Annotated in this window: 18 protein-coding genes and 1 pseudogene; 1 reads left to right on the top strand and 18 read right to left on the bottom strand. The window is 70.1% G+C overall.

The window, feature by feature from the left end; all coding sequences use genetic code 11:
- Positions 1-188: 188 nt before the first annotated feature.
- The 16 genes and pseudogenes from dprA to proS all read right to left on the bottom strand — a co-directional run bounded on the left by dprA (position 189) and on the right by proS (position 13,544).
- Complete coding sequence (dprA, locus tag N4G66_RS34880) at positions 189-1,334, bottom strand: DNA-processing protein DprA (RefSeq protein ID WP_261708293.1); 1,146 nt, start codon at positions 1,332-1,334, stop codon at positions 189-191.
- The gene (locus tag N4G66_RS34875; protein ID WP_261708292.1) at positions 1,331-2,956 is read right to left on the bottom strand and encodes a YifB family Mg chelatase-like AAA ATPase; all 1,626 of its coding nucleotides are present in this window, start codon (positions 2,954-2,956) and stop codon (positions 1,331-1,333) included. Before N4G66_RS34875 ends, dprA begins: the two co-directional genes overlap by 4 nt.
- Positions 2,956-3,327, bottom strand: coding sequence for a YraN family protein (locus N4G66_RS34870; protein ID WP_261708291.1), 372 nt, complete (start codon positions 3,325-3,327; stop codon positions 2,956-2,958). Before N4G66_RS34870 ends, N4G66_RS34875 begins: the two co-directional genes overlap by 1 nt.
- 226 nt (positions 3,328-3,553) lie before the next feature.
- Positions 3,554-3,862: a DUF2469 domain-containing protein gene (locus N4G66_RS34865; RefSeq protein WP_003965949.1), complete on the bottom strand. Its 309-nt coding sequence runs from the start codon at positions 3,860-3,862 to the stop codon at positions 3,554-3,556.
- Positions 3,863-3,917: 55 nt separating this feature from the next.
- Positions 3,918-4,442, bottom strand: coding sequence for an NUDIX hydrolase (locus tag N4G66_RS34860; RefSeq protein ID WP_261708290.1), 525 nt, complete (start codon positions 4,440-4,442; stop codon positions 3,918-3,920).
- On the bottom strand, positions 4,432-5,205 hold the full coding sequence (gene lepB / locus N4G66_RS34855) for a signal peptidase I (RefSeq protein ID WP_261708289.1): 774 nt from the start codon (positions 5,203-5,205) through the stop codon (positions 4,432-4,434). Before lepB (N4G66_RS34855) ends, N4G66_RS34860 begins: the two co-directional genes overlap by 11 nt.
- 246 nt (positions 5,206-5,451) lie before the next feature.
- Entirely contained in the window at positions 5,452-6,393 is a 942-nt protein-coding gene (gene lepB / locus N4G66_RS34850; RefSeq protein ID WP_261708288.1) for a signal peptidase I, read from the bottom strand.
- Positions 6,296-7,369 (bottom strand): annotated as a pseudogene (gene lepB, locus N4G66_RS34845) (signal peptidase I); the annotation flags it as partial. The gene lepB (N4G66_RS34850) and the pseudogene lepB (N4G66_RS34845), both read right to left, overlap by 98 nt.
- On the bottom strand, positions 7,362-8,078 hold the full coding sequence (lepB, locus tag N4G66_RS34840; RefSeq protein ID WP_261708287.1) for a signal peptidase I: 717 nt from the start codon (positions 8,076-8,078) through the stop codon (positions 7,362-7,364). The gene lepB (N4G66_RS34840) and the pseudogene lepB (N4G66_RS34845), both read right to left, overlap by 8 nt.
- A gap of 80 nt (positions 8,079-8,158) precedes the next feature.
- A complete protein-coding gene (gene rplS, locus N4G66_RS34835) occupies positions 8,159-8,509 on the bottom strand; it encodes a 50S ribosomal protein L19 (protein ID WP_261708286.1) in 351 nt (116 codons plus the stop codon).
- A 131-nt stretch (positions 8,510-8,640) separates the two neighbouring features.
- Complete coding sequence (gene trmD / locus N4G66_RS34830) at positions 8,641-9,462, bottom strand: tRNA (guanosine(37)-N1)-methyltransferase TrmD (protein ID WP_261708285.1); 822 nt, start codon at positions 9,460-9,462, stop codon at positions 8,641-8,643.
- On the bottom strand, positions 9,462-10,049 hold the full coding sequence (rimM, locus tag N4G66_RS34825) for a ribosome maturation factor RimM (RefSeq protein WP_261708284.1): 588 nt from the start codon (positions 10,047-10,049) through the stop codon (positions 9,462-9,464). Before rimM ends, trmD begins: the two co-directional genes overlap by 1 nt.
- A 181-nt stretch (positions 10,050-10,230) precedes the next feature.
- Complete coding sequence (locus N4G66_RS34820; protein ID WP_003973401.1) at positions 10,231-10,470, bottom strand: RNA-binding protein; 240 nt, start codon at positions 10,468-10,470, stop codon at positions 10,231-10,233.
- A 2-nt stretch (positions 10,471-10,472) separates the two neighbouring features.
- The gene (gene rpsP / locus N4G66_RS34815) at positions 10,473-10,892 is read right to left on the bottom strand and encodes a 30S ribosomal protein S16 (protein WP_261708283.1); all 420 of its coding nucleotides are present in this window, start codon (positions 10,890-10,892) and stop codon (positions 10,473-10,475) included.
- 388 nt (positions 10,893-11,280) lie between these two features.
- Positions 11,281-11,877 carry a hypothetical protein gene (locus N4G66_RS34810; protein WP_261708282.1) on the bottom strand — a complete coding sequence of 199 codons (597 nt, stop codon included), beginning with the start codon at positions 11,875-11,877 and terminating at the stop codon, positions 11,281-11,283.
- Positions 11,878-12,128: 251 nt separating this feature from the next.
- Positions 12,129-13,544, bottom strand: coding sequence for a proline--tRNA ligase (gene proS, locus N4G66_RS34805; RefSeq protein WP_261708281.1), 1,416 nt, complete (start codon positions 13,542-13,544; stop codon positions 12,129-12,131).
- Positions 13,545-13,745: 201 nt separating this feature from the next.
- Here proS and N4G66_RS34800 point away from each other — a divergent pair, with 201 nt between their 5' ends.
- On the top strand, positions 13,746-14,603 hold the full coding sequence (locus N4G66_RS34800) for an SAM-dependent methyltransferase (RefSeq protein WP_261708280.1): 858 nt from the start codon (positions 13,746-13,748) through the stop codon (positions 14,601-14,603).
- A gap of 298 nt (positions 14,604-14,901) precedes the next feature.
- On the opposite strand, the gene ftsH is transcribed toward N4G66_RS34800, so the two are convergent.
- Together ftsH and ffh are read right to left on the bottom strand one after the other, a co-directional pair.
- Positions 14,902-16,836, bottom strand: coding sequence for an ATP-dependent zinc metalloprotease FtsH (ftsH, locus tag N4G66_RS34795; protein ID WP_261708279.1), 1,935 nt, complete (start codon positions 16,834-16,836; stop codon positions 14,902-14,904).
- Positions 16,837-16,958: 122 nt separating this feature from the next.
- A complete protein-coding gene (gene ffh, locus N4G66_RS34790; protein ID WP_261708278.1) occupies positions 16,959-18,512 on the bottom strand; it encodes a signal recognition particle protein in 1,554 nt (517 codons plus the stop codon).
- Between the last annotated feature and the right edge of the window lie 182 nt (positions 18,513-18,694).

The raw sequence follows: 18,694 nt of genomic DNA, 5'->3' as shown, positions 1-18,694 counted from the left end.
GATTCTTGTGAGCGTAGCGTGACTGGGCTGTCGCAGTGCGCGAAGGGCGGGCTGTCACCCGCACGCGAAACCTTTCCCCTGGGCGTCTCCCGGAGTCGCGACGGTTGCCCTGTGTGACCATCGGAGGCCGCCAACTGCAAGGATTCCCAGGCGTGTCGGCGTTCCCCCGGACGGCCGAACACGCTCGGTCAGCATCCCTCCCGATCACCTCGGACGGAGGTCATCGCCTGGCGTGTCAACTTCCAGCCGTCGCCGTGTCGTTCGACGAATCCAAGTGCTCGGAGTTCGTACAGTCTCCCGACCGCGTCGTCCGTGCTGGTCGCCGCTCTTCGGGCGATCTCCTCAGCCCCCGCCGGATCCCGCGCCGGCAGGGCGGCCAGGACGCGTCCGGCACCCGGGTGCAGCAGGTCGCGCGGCAGTACGGGCCCGCGCCGGTCCGGGGCCAGCTCGCCCATGTCACCGACCAGCTCGGCGACTTCCGCGGCGTCGGATACCAGGACGGCTTCCCCGCGCAGCAGCTCGTGCACCCCGGCGGACAGTCCGCTGGTGACGGGTCCCGGAACGCCTATCGTGAACCGGCCCAGCCGCAGTGCCGCACGGGCCGTGACGAGCGCTCCGCTGCGGTACGCCGCCTCGACGACCACGGTGCCCCGGGTGAGCGCCGCGATGACCCGGTTCCTGAGGATGAATCTGCTCGGTGTCGGGTGTTCGCCGGGCGGCAACTCCCCCACCACGAGACCCTGTTCCGCGATCCTGGTGATCAACTGGGTGTGTCCGCGCGGATAGGGCCGGTCGACGCCGCAGGCGAGCACGGCGACGGTGGCTCCGCCCGCCCCGAGGGCACCCCGGTGCGCGGCACCGTCGATGCCGCCGCCGCCGCCGGACACCACCACCCAGCCCCGCTCCGCGAGCCCGGCGCCGAGGGTGGCGGCCATGTGCGCGCCGTATTCGGTGCAGGCCCGGGCGCCGACGACGGCGACGGACCGCAGCGCCCACAACCGCAGACCGGCCCGCCCCCGCACCCACAGTCCGACGGGCCGGGCGTCCCCGAGGTCGTCGAGCTGCGCGGGCCATTCGGATTCACCGGGACAGATGAACCGCACCCCGGCGTCCCGCGCCAGGGCCAGGTCCCGCTCCGGGTCGGCCCGCCCGGCCCTGGCCCTCAGCCCCGCCCACCGCTTGTCGGTCATTCCCCTCGGCTGCCCCAGATCCCCGTGCAACCACAGCACGGCCTCCGTGGCCCCGACTTCTCGGATCCAGCGCCCGCAGACCTCGTCTCCCGGTTCGACGACCCGGGAGAGCGTGACGCGGGCCCCGCGCTCGTCGCCCGTCATGCCGGCGAGCCGATCGCCATCGGTACCCCGCGCGGGATTCCGGTGCGCAGCTGCAGTGCCAGGGCGACGTCCCCTGCGTCGGGCCGGTCGTGTCCCGACAGGTCCGCGACCGTCCAGGCGACACGGAGCACCCGGTCCAGCCCGCGGGCCGTCAGCAGCCCGCGCTCCAGGCCCCGCTCGGCCTCGTCCATCGCTCCCGCCCGCGCCTGCCAACGGTCGCGCAGCTCGCGTCCCGGCACCTCGCTGTTGGTGTGCCAGGGAGTTCCTGTCAGGCGCTCGGCGGCCCGCTCGCGGGCGGCGAGCACCCGGTCCGCGACCGCCTTCGTCGACTCGCCCCGCGCGCCGCGTGCGGTGAGTTCCGCCCGGGTGACCGGCTCGACCTCCACCCGCAGATCGACCCGGTCGAGCAGCGGCCCGGAAAGCCTCGCCTGATAGCGGCGGATGACGGAGGGCGGGCACTCGCAGAAGTCGTTCGTCGTGCTGAAGCGCCCGCAGGGGCAGGGGTTGGCGGCCAGGACCATCAGGAACTTCGCGGGGAACCGTACGACACCGGCGCTGCGCGCGATCACCACGTGCCCCGCCTCCAGGGGCTGCCGCAGGGCGTCCAGCGCGAAGCCGCTGAACTCCGGCGCCTCGTCGAGGAAGAGCACGCCGCGATGCGACAGGGACACCGCGCCGGGCCGTGCGAGCCCCTTGCCTCCGCCGACGAGCGACTGCATGGTCGCGGAATGGTGGGGTGCGCAGTACGGCGCGACGTCCACCATCGGTTTGCCGGGCGGCAACAAGCCGGCGACGGAGTGGATCGCCGTGACCTCCAGGGATTCCTGCCGGGAGAGACGCGGCATGATCGACGGCATCCGCTCGGCCAGCATCGTCTTGCCCGCGCCCGGCGGTCCTTGGAGGAAGACGTGGTGGCCGCCGGCCGCCGCCACCTCCATTGCGGTGCGTGCCGACAACTGGCCGACCACGTCGCCGAGGTCGTGGTACCGGTCGTGTTCGGGCACCGCGATGCCGCACAGCCCGGTGGCCTCGCCCGTACCGGGCACACGCAGACCGGCCAGCAGCGGGTCCGGGCGGCCCTGCTCGTCCGGATCCTCCTCGGGCACCGGTTCGTCGGCCAGCACCGCGATCAGCTGGCGCAGGCTGCGGACCCCGAGCACCGAGACCCCCGGTACCAGTGAGGCCTCGGCCGCCGCGCACTCCGGCACCACGACCTGCTCGTATCCGGCGTCCGCCGCGGCGAGGACGGCCGGCAGGATGCCCCGGACCGGCCGCACCCTGCCGTCGAGCCCGAGCTCCCCGATCATCACGATGTCGGCGAGCACACGGGGATCGATCCGCTCGGCGGCGCCCAGCACCGCGCAGGCCACGGCGAGATCGAAGCCCGAGCCCCCCTTGGGCACGGAGGCCGGACTCAGCCCCACCGTCAGCTTCTTCTGCGGCCAGGACGCACCGGAATTGACCACCGCGGCCCTGACCCGGTCCCGGCTCTCCGTCAGGCTCTTGTCGGGGAGCCCCACGAGCGTGAAGGCCGCGATACCCGGCTCCAGGTCCGCCTGGACCTCGACGACGACGCCCTCCACACCCACCAGGGCCACCGAACACGTACGCGCGAATCCCATCAGGCCACCCCCCGCGCATGCTCGACCACGGGGGCGCCGCGTTCGGGGATCAGGATGCCGATCAGGTCGATGCGGACACCGCCGGGTGGGGCTCCGCCGTGTTCCTGGAGCCAGCGTTCGGCCAGGCCGCGCAGTCGCAGGGCCTTCGCCGCCGTGACGGCCGCCATCGGATGCTGGAACGCGCCCGCCCTGCGGGTCTTGACCTCGCAGACGACCAGCGCGTCGCCGTCCCGGGCCACGATGTCGATCTCGCCGGTCCTGCCGCAGCGCCAGTTGCGTGCCAGGATCGTCATGCCGGTCCCGGTCAGCCGTCGTGCGGCCAGTTCCTCGCCGTAGACGCCCAGTGCGTTGCGTGCCTCGGATGTCTTCATGTCGGCACCACCTCCGGCACCAACACTGAGGCCGCGCCACCCGGCTGTTGGATCTTGGTGGACGAGCGGGTGACTGTGGAAATCCTCGTCACCCGCACGAGCCACCACCACGATCACCGCTCGTCACCGGCCGGCCGGTGAAACGGGAGGCTCGGGGCTTCTGCCCCTCCCCCGGTCTCCAGCCCTCAGCCCGTCAGCCCCGCGGTCCGGGGTTCAGCCGCCCGGATCAGCCGCCCGGCAGTTCCAGATCGCTCTTGTTCAGCTCCTCGATGTTCACGTCCTTGAATGTGAGGACGCGTACCTGTTTCACGAAGCGGGCGGGCCGGTACATGTCCCACACCCAGGCATCCGCCATGGACACCTCGAAAAACACCTCACCCTGGACCGAGTGCACCTGCATCTCGTAGTCGTTGGTGAGGTAGAAGCGCCGTTCGGTCTCGATCACATATTTGAACAGACCGACGACATCGCGGTACTCCCGATAGAGCTTCAGCTCCATCTCGGTCTCGTACTTCTCGAGGTCCTCGGCGCTCATGGCATGTTCCCCTTCAGCCGTGCGTCCCCCTATTGTGCGCCAGCCCCGAGAGCCCCTAGACGATTTCCGTGTCGAGGACCTCGGGCGTGGCCGGGGGACCCTCGTCGAGCACCCTGCGCAGCAGCCCGGCGAGCTTGGTCGGATACACCGTCTCATGTGCCTCGGTCAGTTCCTGGCACGTCCACCAGCGCGCTCCGGCGACGCTGCGCCGCTCCAGGTCCGTCAGCCCCGTGGCCGCCGTGGCGGTCTGGGTCGTACGGGCCAGGAAGTACCACTCGTCCTGGTCCCAGCGCCGTCCCGCGAACGGGAACGAGCAGATCCGCCGCCACAGCACCGGGCCCAGTTCGACCTCTGTGATACCGGTCTCCTCCACGAGTTCCCGCAGGGCCGCCTGCTCCCGGGTCTCGTCGCCCTCCAGGCCGCCGCCCGGCGTGAACCACCAGTCGTCGGAGGGATCGTCCGGCTCGTGGCCGTGCAGCAGCAGTACGCGGTCCTGCGGGTCGAGCAGGACGACGCGGGCGACCTTGCGCAACCCGGCTCGGTGAGGGCCCTCGTCCCCCTGCGCCGCCTCAGCGGGCACCGGCGGGCTCCGTGCGTGCGCGGGAACGTCCCGCCAGCTTGGCGACCGGCCCGTACGCCGCGCCGCCCAGCACGAGCACGGCGCCCGCGATCACCAGGGCGACCATCGTGGGGAGCGGTCCCGGCTGGGACAGACCGCCGAGGGCCTTGAAACCGGTGGGCCGTTCGAGCATGCCGTTCATCGGCCAGGCGATGGCGTCGACCCGGGCGGTCACGGCGCTGCGTGCCACGGTGCCGCTGGCCGCGTCCGTCAGATGCGCGGTGGAGTCCAGGGAGCCCCGCCGCTCGTCGCCGAGCAGGAACAGCCGTCCCGTCGGGACCTTCACGGTCGGGAAGTCGGTGATCTCGGCGAGGCTTCCGGCTGCCAGATACGGTTCGTCGATCTGCTTGCCGTTGACGGTCAGCTTGCCCTTGGTGCAGCAGGAGACGGTGTCGCCGCCGACGGCGACCACGCGCTTGACCACGGACGAGCCGGTGACCCAGGTCTTGTCCTTGAAGACGACGACGTCACCCCGCCGGATCTCGCTTCCGTCGATGCGCTGCGCCAGCACCCGGTCGCCCATTTTGATCGTCGGCGCCATCGAACTCGTGGGGACGGTGTACGGCAGATAGACCACCGCTCCCCAGCCGAATCCGCCCAGGAACAGCACCAGGCCCAGTGCGACGGCCAGTCCGGACAACCGCTGTCCGGTCCTGCTGCCCACTGGGGCCTTGCCTGCGCCGCCGCTGCGCGGGGCCGTACGTGTTGCGCTCTCGCCACCCATGGGCCCGCACCTTACCCGGGGGTACGGTCCGGGGTCAGCCCCCGCCGGGATCACGATCATCGGCGGGGACCGGATCCGTGGGGCTCGTACCGTCCGCCCCACCGTCCGCGCTCCCCGGTTCGCCGTTCACCGTTCGCCGTTCACCGTCCGGCTTCCGGCTTCCGGCTTCCGGCTTCCGGCTGAAAACGAGCGGGGCCGGCCGCCCCGGAGATCCGGAGAGGCCGGCCCCGAAGGCCGAGAGGTGTCTCAGTCGTCCTTGGACGCCTTGCGCTTGCGTCGCACCAGCACGAGCGGCGCCGCGCCCAGAAGGGCCACGGCACCCGGCGAGCTGACCGCCGCGGCCGCCTGGTCGCTCAGGCCGGGCTGGTCGAAGGTGTCCGGGACCGGAAGGGTGCCCCACCGGTTGATGGGCCAGGCCTTGACGATGGCACGGCCGACGACCTCGTTCACGGGCACCATGCCGTGGTGCTTGTCCGCCTGGTTGTAGCGCGAGTCCCGTGAGTTCTGGCGGTGGTCACCCATCACCCAGATCATGCCCTTGGGAACCTTGACCTTGAACTGGCCGCCGTCCTCGTCCTGGCTGCACGGGGTGTTCCCCGCGTACACGTACGACGACTCGTTCAGGGCCTTGCCGTTGACCATCAGCGGGCCGGTGTTCTTGCACTCGATCGTGTCGCCACCCACGCCGATGACCCGCTTGATGAGGTCCTTCTCCTCGGCGGACGGCATCAGGCCGATCCAGCTGAGGACCGTCTGCAGGGCGTTCGGGTTGGCCGTGGGCTCGCCCGCCAGCCAGTTGTCCGGGTCGTGGAAGACGACGACCTCTCCGCGCTGCGGCTCCGAGCCGAACCACGGAGTCAGCTTGTCGACCAGGACGCGGTCACCCTGCTGGAGGGTGTTCTGCATCGAGTCCGAAGGAATCGAGAACGCCTGCACCAGGAAGGTCTTGATAATCAGCGCGAGTACCAGAGCGATGCCGATCAGGATCGGCAGCTCCTTCCAGAAGGAGCGCTGCTTGGTGGACTTCGGGTCCCGCTCGGCGCGCCCGGTCGAGGCGTCCCCGTCCTCGGAGCCGCTCCCAGAACCCGAACCGTCCTCTACGGCAGGGGCAGCCGCATCGTCGGGCCGCTCCGGCTGCCCTTCGGGACCTTCGTGCCCAGACCGTGCGCCGACCGCCACATCCCCCACATCCACTCCTCACTCCGTGCCGCCGCCCGCGCCGTATTCGGCGCAGGCCCACCACTCCCATAACGAGCGGGAGTTCCGCAGGGCTCGGGAGCGGGATCAATCCATCTGGATCCGCAGAGGCCACCCTATGCGACAGAGACAGAGCGGAGGCCGACCCTCCAGGCGCGTCGGCCACCGTCGAGAACGTGCTCGGCTCCTGCAACCGGGTCCAGTGGCCGATGGGCCAGCCGATGACCATCGCCCGTCCCACGATCGACTTCTCGGAGACGGTACCGCTGAACTTGTCGGTGCGGTGGTAACGGGAGTCCGCGGAGTTGCCCCGGTGGTCGCCCAGCACGAACAGGCGGCCCGCGGGCACCTTCACCTCGAAGGCGAACTCCGACGGTTTGTCGCCGGCGTAGATGTACGGCTCGGTCAGGGGGGTGCCGTTCACGGTCACCCGGCCCTGCGCGTCGCAGCACTTGACGGTGTCCCCGCCGAGCCCGACGACCCGCTTGATGAGGTCCTTCTCGTTGTCGGACGGCAGCAGACCGATGAAGGTCAGCCCCTCCTTGAACTGCTTGACGACCACGGGGTCGTTCTTCTTCTGAGCGTCCTCGGCGGTGAGCCAGCCGCCGGGGTCCTTGAAGACGACGACGTCACCGCGCTTGGGCTGGGAGCCGAACCAGGGGGTGAACTTGTCCACCAGGACGCGGTCGCCGATCTGGATCGTGTTCTCCATCGAGCCCGACGGAATCACGAAGGCCTGGACGAGGAACGTCTTGAGGACCAGGGCTATCAGCACGGCGACACCGACAAGGAGGGGTATCTCCTTGACCGCCGAGCGCCGCCTGCGCCGCTTGATCTTGCGCGCGAGCTTGCGCCGCTCGACCCGGCTGGGCCGGGCGGCGCCGCCGGAGGCACGCCGGACGCCGGTGGGCAGCAGATTGTCGGCGGCGCTGGCGGAGACCCCGCGCGCCCGTCCACGGTTACCCATGGGCACCCCCGGCGACAGGCACACCGGCGTACGCGTCGGGACGCGTCAGACGGGTCCAGTGACCCGCGGGCCAGGCGATCCAGTCGGCCCTGCCGATGACATCGCCGACGGGAACCATGCCACCGCCGGGCGAGCCCAGATGGTCACGGGAGTCGCGGGAGCGGCTGCGGTGATCACCCAGAAGAAACAGGGACCGCTCGGGCACGACGATGTCGAAGGGCACCTCGGACGGACTGTCGCCCCGATAGAGAAATGTCGACTCGTCGACCGATCGGCCGTTCACTTCGAGTCTCCCCTCCTTGTCGCAGCAGACCACGTGGTCTCCCCCTACCCCGACGACGCGCTTGACGTAGTCCGCGTTCCCGAAATAACCGGTGCCGTCGAACACGACGACATCGCCCCGCTGCGGCTCGGAACCGAAACGGTACGCCAACTTGTTTACGAGAACGCGGTCCCCGATCCTCAATCCGGACTCCATGGAGCCGCTGGGAATTTCGAACGGCTGCATGACAAAGCGGCTGACCAGGAGCAGAAATACCAGACAGATCAGCACGGTCAGGGTGATCCGGCCCCCGGGGAGCCGGTCGGCGACCTTGTCGGCGAACGCAAAACGCGACCGGTCCTCCGGCCCCGCTGTGTCCGAGATCTCCTCGGAAGCGGAAGGGCGGGAGGAGCGGTCGCGCTCCACGGGCTGTGCTTCGGTGTCCATCGGGGCCAGATGCTATCCGGCCTCCATGAGACACCTTCTTACCGGCTCGGTCGCCGACGGATCACCGCGGCGGCACCAGCTCAGTTGTCGCGCTTCTCCTTGATCTTCGCGGCCTTGCCGCGCAGCTCACGGAGGTAGTACAGCTTCGCGCGACGGACGTCACCGCGGGTCACGAGCTCGATCTTCTCGACGATCGGGGTGTGCACCGGGAAGGTGCGCTCCACGCCGACGGAGAACGAGACCTTGCGGACCGTGAAGGTCTCGCGGACACCGGAACCCTGGCGGCGGATGACTACGCCCTTGAACTGCTGCACACGGGAGCGGCTGCCCTCGATGACGCGGACGTGGACGTTGACGGTGTCACCCGGGCGGAAGGCCGGGATGTCGGTGCGCAGCGACGCGCCGTCGACGGAGTCGAGCAGGTGAGTCATTTTGTCTGCTTTCTTCGCTGATGCCACAGGTCATCAACGGGAGAGAGGTTCGAAGATGGTGCTGTCTCGTCGGGGCGGGCGTCGTGTCCCCCTGTGGCAGGGGCGCGCGCCGGACGACGGAGAGCAGCGGCCTATTCTTCCACGGCCTCCGGCCTGCGCCAAAATCGGCCGCCGGGATCCGGCTGCCAGCCCAGGATCGAGAGCATCTCGCGGTCCTTCTTGTCGAAGGCGGAGGCGTCGCAGCGCTCGATGAGGTCGGGCCGGTTCGCCGCCGTGCGGCGCAGTGCCTCGTCGCGGCGCCAGCGGGCGATCTTCCCGTGGTGGCCGCTGACCAGCACGTCGGGGATCTCACGGCCGCGCCACTGCGGGGGCTTGGTGTACACCGGGCCCTCCAGGAGGTTGGCCATGGCCCCGGGGGCGAAGGAGTCGTCGCGGTGGGACTCGGCGTTGCCGAGGACACCCGGCAGCAGCCGCGCCACGGCCTCGGTGACGACAAGGACGGCCGCCTCGCCGCCGGCGAGGACATAGTCGCCGATGGACACCTCGTAGACGGGCATCCTCGTCGCGTACTCGTCGATGACACGGCGGTCGATGCCCTCGTAGCGCGCGGGCGCGAAGACCAGCCACGGACGCTCGGAGAGCTCGACGGCCAGTTCCTGGGTGAAGGGACGTCCGCTGGGAGTGGGCACCACCAGGACGGGCCCGTGGGAGCCCGTCTCGTAACCGTCCGCCAGTGCGGAGTCCAGGGCGTCCCCCCATGGCTCGGTCTTCATGACCATGCCGGGGCCGCCGCCATAGGGAGTGTCGTCGACCGTGTTGTGACGGTCGTACGTCCACTCCCGGAGATCGTGCACATGCACGTTCAGCTGCCCGCGCGCGCGGGCCTTGCCGACGAGCGAGACGTTCAGGGGGTCCAGGTACTCGGGGAAGATCGTGACGACGTCGAGCCGCATCAGGCGTCGGCCCCCGCGGCGTCCTCGTCGTCCCCGGCGGAGCCGTCCTCGGCGTCCCTGGAGGAGACGACCTCCGCCTGGTCGTCGATCAGGCCCGGCGGCGGATCGATGACGGCCCGCTGCTCCTCCAGGTCGATCTCGACGACGATCTCCTCCACGAACGGGATGAGCACCTCGGTCCCGTCCGGGCGCTCCACCACGAACAGGTCCTGCGAGGGCAGGTGCGAGATCTCGGTGATGCGACCGACCTCCTCACCGTCCTTGGTGACCACGTCCAGGTCCATCAGCTGGTGGTCGTAGTACTCGTCAGGGTCTTCCGGCACCTCGTTCGGGTCGACCTCGGCGATCAGCAGGGTGTTGCGCAGCGCCTCGGCGGCGTTGCGGTCCCGCACGCCCGCGAAGCGCAGCAGAAGACGGCCGCTGTGGACGCGGCCCGTCTCGATGGTCAGGGGCCCGGTGGAGGCCGGATCCGTGAGCAGGACGGCACCGGGCCCGAGCCGGAGCTCCGGCTCGTCGGTGCGGACCTCCACGGTGACCTCGCCCTTGATGCCGTGGGCGCGGCCGACGCGAGCGACTACCAGCTGCACTGTGCTTGATCTCCTGTCGTGTGCCGACGGCCATGCTTCATGGACGACTGCGGGTGCGCGGACGCCTGCGGAGTGCGGTGACGTCCACGCGGCTGGGGCCGACTGCGGGGGTTCGCAGACGACTACGGGCCGGGGACGGCTCGTAAGCCCTCCCCGGCCCGAGCCGGTGCTGCCTGTTACGTCAGCGGACGTGATCCACGTCGACGAGGTCGACGCGGACACCGCGGCCGCCGATGGCGCCCACGACGGTACGCAGAGCGCGCGCGGTGCGGCCGTTGCGGCCGATCACCTTGCCGAGGTCATCGGGATGGACCCGGACCTCGAGAACGCGCCCGCGGCGCAGGTTGCGCGAGGCGACCTGCACGTCGTCGGGGTTGTCGACGATGCCCTTCACGAGGTGCTCGAGAGCCTCCTCGAGCATGCTCAGGCCTCGGTCGACTCGGACTCGGCCGGAGCCTCGTCCTTCTTCTCAGCCTTCTTCTTCTGGGTGATGGCCTCACCCTTGCTCGCGTCGTCGCCACCGAGGGCGTCGAACAGCGGGCGCACGGCCTTCGGCTCGGCCACGAGCAGCGGAGCCGGGGCCGGCAGGCCCTTGAACTTCTGCCAGTCGCCGGTCAGCTTCAGGATGGCGAGCACGGGCTCGGTCGGCTGCGCGCCGACACCCAGCCAGTACTGCGCACGGTCCGAGTCGACCTCGATGCGCGAAGGGTTCTGCACCGGGTGGTACAGACCGATCTCCTCGATGGCCCGGCCATCACGGCGGGTACGGGAGTCGGCGACGACGATGCGGTAGTGAGGCGAACGGATCTTGCCCAGACGCTTCAGCTTGATCTTGACTGCCACGGAAGTGGTGTCTCCTGGTCTTGACGGGGTTGGACACGACGAGATGGCCGCGTGGGGTTGCGGTACCCGAGTGCCCGATGGACGCGTCAGCCGGAGGAGAGAGGGGTCCTATGCGGCTGTCGAGTACAGCTAGCCATTCTGCCACATACTGCGGGCCACCCCGACCGAGGGTGCGTCGGCCCATGCCTGACGGGCACCCGGCGTTCCGGGTGCCCGTCAGGCATGGGCCTGCGTGGATCGGCCGCAAGGGGTGTCGTCGAGGTCTGGCCCGCGCGCACTCGTGCCTCCTGAATTCCCCCACTTCCCCAAGGGCAGTGGGGGAGGCACGACTGCTCACGGGCCACGCGCACTCGTCCGGCACCCACGAGACGCCGGTGTCGCACGCACCTCAGCCGGCGGCCGCCCCGACCACCTCCGGAATCCGGAAGGGTTTGCCGCATCCTCCGCACACGATCGGCGCCTGCGCGAGGACCGACGGGACCACGCGCACATTGCGCCCGCAGTCACAGACGGCCTTGACGCGGACGCCTCCGCCGGAGGAGCCGTGCCGGGCGGCCGGGCCGCGGAACGAGCGGGCGGTGTCGGCGGACGTGGCGGCCGTATGGGCCTTCAGCGCGCGCTGGAGCCGCTCCATGGTCGGGCGGTAGCGGCGCTTCGCCTCGGGATTGAGCGTGACCAGCGAGAAGCCACTGCTGGGATGCGGCTCCTCGGGGTGGTCGAGGCCCAGCTCCTCGGCGATCGCGAGGAATCTGCGGTTGTGATACCGGCCGGCGCGCGAGGTGTCGCGGACTCCGCGGGCGGCGGCGATGCCGTGGACTGCTTCGTGAAGCAGTCGCTCGAAGGAGAGCTCGTGTCCGCAGGCGGACGACGATTCTCCGATCAGGGACTCTGGCGCGGCAAGATCGGGCAGTTCGGGGTGGTGCCGCTGAATGTCGGCCCACGCCCCTGCCAGCTCTGCGGCGAGAACAGGTGGTGTCGTGCTCACGTAATGAGAACGAGCAGAGGTGCCTCTGTGTTCCTATTCCGGGGCATCCCAAATAATTTGCACGTACCCGTCAGTTGCCACTGATGCGTCCTGACGAGGGCGGGTGCGCTGATCTGCGGAGAAGCATCACAGCTCATACCAAGGCGGTACGTAGTCACACGTACGCCCCGGCGCGTAGACGACATCCGCGCACCGGGGCACCTGTGGTCGGCAGATGCGCAAGGGGTGTTTCGGCCGCCCTCGCGTCCCACTCAGTAGGCGCGGGCGACGACGGCGACGTTACCGGGTGCGTCGTCGGCGTCCGGCACCGACCCGTCCTCGGCGACCAGACACCGTACGGTCACCGCGTGTTCGGCGAGCCTGGCCTCGCCTTCTTCGCCGAGACCGGCCCAGGGAATGCGCGCCCAGCCGCCCGCCAGCGCGGCCTCCACCGCCGCGTCGATCGTCGACACGTCCGAGGTACGGGACTCGCGGCGCTCGCGGGACTGCCTCAGGAGCAGCGCCTGGTCCTCTTCGAGGACGCCGGGAAGCAGCGCGGCCAGTGCGTCGGGGGCCACGGGCTCCTTGCCTCCGGGGATCCGGCGGACCAGCATCGCCGTGCCGTTCTCCAGGTCACGGGGGCCGACCTCGACGCGTACGGGGACGCCCTTGAGCTCCCAGTCGACCGCGCGGCGCCCGAAGGGAGTATCCGTACGGTCGTCGACCTGGACCCTTACACCCGCCGCCTTCAGCCGGTCGCCGATTTCGCGGACCTTGGCCAGAACCGCCTCGTCCCCCTTGATCGCGAGGACGACGACCTGTACCGGGGCGAGCCGGGGCGGCACCCGCAACCCACTGTCATCGCCGTGCGACATGATCAGGCCACCCACCATGCGGGTCGAGGACCCCCAGGAGGTCTGCCAGACGAGCTCCTGCTTCCCGTCCTTGGACAGGTACTGCGTGTTGAACGCCTTCGCGAAGTTCTGTCCCAGCTCGTGGCTGGTGCCCATCTGGAGCGCCTTGCCGTCGCCCATCATGGCTTCGAGCGTGAGGGTGTTGACGGCGCCCGCGAACCGCTCGCTCGCCGTCTTCCGGCCAAGGACGACATCGATGCCGAGGACGTCGGTCATGAAGTCGGCGTACACCTCCTTGTGGATGTGCGCGGCGTAGTCCCGGGCGTCCTCGTAGGTGGCGTGGGCGGTGTGGCCCTCCTGCCAGAGAAATTCGGTCGTACGGAGGAACACCCGCGGGCGCATCTCCCAACGGACCACGTTCGCCCACTGGTTGATCAGCAGCGGCAGGTCGCGATAGCTCTGCACCCACTTGGAGAAGTACTCGTTGATGATCGTCTCGGAGGTGGGGCGGACGACGACCGGCTCCTCGAGCTCCTTGCCGCCGCCGTGCGTGACGATCGCGAGCTCGGGGGCGAAGCCCTCGACGTGCTCGGCTTCCCGGGTCAGGTACGACTGCGGGATGAACAGCGGGAAGTACGCGTTCTGGGCACCCGCTTCCTTGATGCGGGCGTCCATCTCCTGCTGCATCCGCTCCCACAGCCCGTACCCGTACGGCCGGATGACCATGGTGCCGCGCACCGGCCCGTTGTCGGCGAGCTCGGCCTTGTTGATCAAGTCCTGGTACCAGCGCGGGAAATCGTCCGCCCGGGGCGTGAGAACGGGTGCCTTGGCCATGCGGGTGATGGTACGGGTCCACGTTGCCGGTATGTGAATTCTCGCGCCCTTTGCGGCTGGGGCACAAACGGGACCCCGCAACCCCTGGACGGCACGTCGAGGGCGGAGTTACCTGACATACGGGGGGAGTGCGGGCCTCGTGCGCGGGGGCGAAGGAATAGGGGGCCCGGCGGCAACTCTCGGCGGATTGGGGCACTTTCGATGACACCTACGCTCGTGCGGCAGCACCTTCCTCATGCGGGCCCATCGCCCCGCGCGGACCGGGGTGCACGCGCGCGTGACTGGGCCGAGATCCAGGAGCGGATGCTGGTACCGCTCTACGAGGCCGTCTACGAGCGACTCGAAGTGGGCGGCGGGACACGGCTGCTCGGCCTCGGCTGCGGGTCGGGGCTCGCCCTGCTGATGGCGGCCTCCCGCGGCGCCGCGGTCACGGGAGTCGACTCCTCGTCACCCGAACGGCTGACCCTCGCACGGGAACGTCTGCTGCCGCAGGCATGGGACACGCCCCCGCGTGCCGAGACCCGGCTCGCGGCCGGCTCTCCCGGGGACGCGGCCGTCGTGGGAGCGCCGGCGTACAACCTGGTGACCGCGTTCGAGCCGATCGGGTGCGTGGCCGGCGACTCCGAAGGGCTCGGTTCACTCCTCGCCGAGGCGGCACCGCTCACCGGCCGGGGAACGCCCGTGGTGCTGGTCGGGTGGGGGCCGCCGGAGCGGTGCAGCACCTCGGCCGTGCTGCGGGTCGCCACCAAGCTGGCCGATCCCCTGCGTGGCGCGGCGAGCTGGCGCGCCGCCTGCCGGGACGACCTGGAGGAGGTCGCCCAGCGGGCCGGGCTGCGGCCGGACGGCTCGGGGCGGGTGGCCTGTCCGTTCGGCTACGCCGACGTGGACAGCGCCGTGCGCGGACTGCTCTCCACGGGGCTCTTCGACGCCGCGGTCGACGCCACCGATCAGGCCCAGGTCGACAAGGAAGTGGCCGAGGCACTGCATCCGCACCTGCGGCGGGACGGGACCGTCTGGATGCCGAACGTGTTCCGGTATCTGATCGCCCGAACGGTCTGAGCGGGTCCGAGGCCGGTCCGCAGGTGGTCCGAGGGCGGCCTCCGGACGGTCTGAGGGCGGTCTGACGGCGGTCCGAGAGCGGTCCGTGCGGTCCGAGGGCAGTCCGAGAACGGTCCGGGGGCGGGCTGCTTGAGCCGGTCCCGGGCGCGGGCTGCTTGAGGTGGTCCGAGTGCGGTCTCACGACGATCCCGAGGGCGGGTCTACCGAGGTCGGTCTCGGACCGTCTACTGCTGTCGGTCTCGGGACGGGTCCGCTGAGCGCGGTCTCGGGAGGGTCCGCCGAGGTCGCTCCCGGGCGGTCACGCCTCCTTCGGCGTCCGGGGCACCCCGGCGATCCGGTACGCCTCCGCCTCCTCCAGCGTCTCGTTCGCGAGGAGCGCCTCCGCCAGGGCGTCCAGCTGTCCTCTGTGCTCGCGGAGTTTCCGGCAGGCCTCCTCGTAGCACTCGTCGACGATGCGGCGCATCTCGTGGTCGATCGAGTCGAGGGTGCCCGGGGCCGCCGAGAGGCCGTAGGCCTGCTGGGCGTCGCTCGGCAGCGCGGACAGCCTGCCCACCCGTTCGCTCATGCCCCAGCGGGCCACCATGCCGCGGGCGAGGTTCGTGACCTGTTCCAGGTCGTTCTCCGAGCCCGTGGTGATGACGTCGTAGACGACGTGCTCGGCGGCCATGCCGCCGAGGGCGCCGATGATCCGGCCGCGCAGGTACTCCTCGGTGTACGCGTACCGGTCCGCGTCCGGCGTCGAGAGGGTGACGCCGAGGGCGCGGCCGCGCGGGACGATGGTGATCTTGCGGACCGGGTCGGCACCGGGCCGCAGCATCCCGAGAAGGGCATGGCCGCTCTCGTGGTAAGCGGTGCGGCGGCGTTCCTCGTAGGGCATGACCAGGGAGCGTTCGGCGCCCAGCTGGACCTTCTCGAGCGCTTCGGAGAGGTCGCCCTGTGTCACCTCCTCCTGCTTGCGCTTGACGGCGAGGAGGGCCGCCTCGTTGGCGAGGTTGGCGAGGTCGGCGCCGGTCATGCCCGGGGTCGAACGGGCCACCTGGGTCAGGTTCACGCCGGGGGCGAGCGGGATGTCGCGGGTGTGGATCTCCAGGATCGCCTCGCGGCCGCCGCGGTCGGGGGGCGAGACGGTGACGACGCGGTCGAAGCGGCCGGGGCGGGTCAGCGCCGCGTCCAGGATGTCCGCGCGGTTGGTGGCGGCGATGACGATGACGCCCTCCGAACCGGAGAAGCCGTCCATCTCGGTGAGGATCTGGTTCAGCGTCTGCTCGCGCTCGTCGTGGCCGCCCATGGCGGAGCCGCCCGACCGCGACCGTCCGATGGTGTCGATCTCGTCGATGAAGATGATGGACGGGGCCACCTTGCGGGCCTCGGCGAACAGTTCACGCACGCGCGAGGCGCCGACGCCCACGATCATCTCGATGAACTCGGAGGCGGAGGCGGAGAAGAACGGGACACCCGCCTCCCCGGCGACCGCCCGCGCGAGCAGCGTCTTTCCGGTACCGGGCGGACCCGCCAGCAGCACACCGCGCGGCATTTTCGCGCCCATCCGGCGGTACGCGTCGGGGTTCTTGAGGAAGTCCACGACATCGTTGAGCTCGCCGGCGACCTCGTCGATGCCCGCCACGTCCGCGAACGTCGTGCGCTTGCCGCCGGGCACGAGTTCGACCGGCTTCGGAGGCGTCTTGCGGCCGAGCATGCCGCCGGCGCCACCCATGCCGGAGCCCATCCGCCGGGCGATGAAGATCCACAGGACGACGAGCAGGGCCATCGGGGCGAGCGAGATCAGCAGGTTGAAGAGGAAGCTGCGCTCCTGGACCACCGGCGAGGCGGTCACCGTGACGTCGTGCTGCTCCAGGTTCTGCCAGAGTTTGTCGTCCGCGAAGACCGGGCGCTGGGTCTTGAACTTCGTGTATTTCCCGTCGCCCTCGGGGTTCTCCTGGGAGTTCTTGAGCTGCCCCTGGATCGCGTCGCCCTTGGAGTAGATCTTGGAGACGTTGCCGTCGCCCACCTGCCTGCTGAACTCCGTGTACGAGATCGTCGGCTCGTTGCCCTTGTTGTAGAAGGACAGCACCAGGTTGGCGATCAGGAACACGATGAGCGCGGCCAGGGCCAGGCTCCACCAGCCGCCGGGCAGCTTCCGCCGGCCGCCCGACGGCGGGGTCGGCTCGGGCGGCGTGCCCTCGGTACGCCACGGCTTGTCAGGTTCCTTGCGCGGCGGCACGGGGTTGCTCATAAGTGGACGTTACGACAGATGGCGGACACCGGCACCCGCGCTCATGCCACTGGGGGCGCCCCTCGTGGCGAGGGGCGCCCCCAGTGGGCGTCACGAAAGGCGCTCCCGTACGGGACGGAAGGTCAGCCCATGAACTTCTTGAACTCGTCCGGCAGCTCGAAGTTGTCCTGGGCACCCTGCTGCGGGAGGCCGAAGGCGTTGCCGCCCTGTGCGCCCGCCTCGCGGCGAGCGGCCTCCTCTTCCTCCTGCTGCTTGCGCTTCATCGGGTTGCCGGAGCGCTGCTTGCCCTTGGCCTGCTTCTGCTTCTTCTTGGCGCGGCCGGGGCCACCGCCCATGCCCGGCATCCCGGGCATGCCCGGCATCCCGCCGCCCTGGGCCATGCGGGACATCATCTTGCGGGCCTCGAAAAAACGCTCGACCAGGCCCTTGACCGCGCTGACCTCGACGCCGGAGCCCTTGGCGATACGGGCACGGCGCGAACCGTTGATGATCGTCGGCTCCTGGCGCTCGGCCGGAGTCATCGACTTGATGATGGCGGCCGTACGGTCGACGTCGCGCTCGTCGAGGTTGTTGATCTGGTCCTTGATCTGGCCCATGCCCGGGAGCATGCCGAGCAGCTTGCTGATGCTGCCCATCTTCCGGACCTGCTCCATCTGGGACAGGAAGTCGTCCAGGGTGAAGTCCTGGCCCTTCTTGGACGCCAGCTTGGAGGCCATCTTCTCGGCCTCTTCTTGGCTGAACGTCTTCTCCGCCTGCTCGATCAGGGTGAGCAGGTCACCCATGTCGAGGATGCGGGAGGCCATCCGGTCCGGGTGGAAGGCGTCGAAGTCGTCGAGCTTCTCGCCGTTCGACGCGAACATGATCGGCTTGCCGGTGACCGAGGCGATCGACAGGGCCGCACCACCGCGGGCGTCACCGTCGAGCTTGGAGAGCACCACGCCGTCGAAGCCGACGCCGTCGCGGAAGGACTCGGCCGTGTTGACCGCGTCCTGGCCGATCATCGCGTCGACGACGAAGAGGATCTCGTCGGGGCTGACGGCGTCGCGGATGTCCGCGGCCTGCTGCATCAGCTCCTGGTCGATACCGAGGCGGCCGGCGGTGTCCACGATCACGATGTCGTGGACCTTGGTCTTCGCGTACTCCATGGAGTCCTTGGCGACCTTGACCGGGTCGCCGACGCCGTTGCCCGGCTCGGGGGCGTAGACGGCGACGCCCGCGCGCTCGGCGACGACGCTGAGCTGGTTCACCGCGTTCGGGCGCTGGAGGTCGGCGGCGACGAGCAGCGGGGAGTGGCCCTGGTCCTTGAGCCACTTGCCGAGCTTTCCGGCGAGCGTGGTCTTGCCCGCGCCCTGGAGGCCCGCGAGCATGATCACGGTGGGCGGGTTCTTGGCGAACCGGAGGCGGCGGGTCTCGCCGCCGAGGATCGTGACGAGCTCGTCGTTCACGATCTTCAGGACCTGCTGGGCGGGGTTCAGCGCCTTGGAGACCTCGGAACCGAGGGCGCGCTCCTTGACGTTCTTGATGAACGTGCGGACGACCGGGAGGGCGACGTCGGCTTCGAGAAGCGCGATGCGGATCTCACGGGCCGTGGCGTCGATGTCCGCCTCACTGAGGCGCCCCTTGCCGCGGAGGTTTTTGAACGTCGCGCTGAGGCGGTCGGAGAGGGTATCGAACACGGTGGCTTCGGTCCTCGGAGTCGGGGGCGTTTTGGGCTGCCCTCCAGGGTATCCGGCCCCGCAAGCGAATCGTCCCCGCACGCTGCATTCATCGTGCGGGGACGGGGCCCCGAGGCGCCGCAGCGGCGAGGAGCGGGCCGGGAAACTCCCCCGGACCGCCCGGAAACTCTCCCGGATCGGCT

The sequence above is a fragment of the Streptomyces rhizosphaerihabitans genome (assembly GCF_025399795.1).
Taxonomy (GTDB): Bacteria; Actinomycetota; Actinomycetes; order Streptomycetales; family Streptomycetaceae; genus Streptomyces; species Streptomyces rhizosphaerihabitans.
This window is presented reverse-complemented; position numbering and strand designations above follow the sequence as displayed.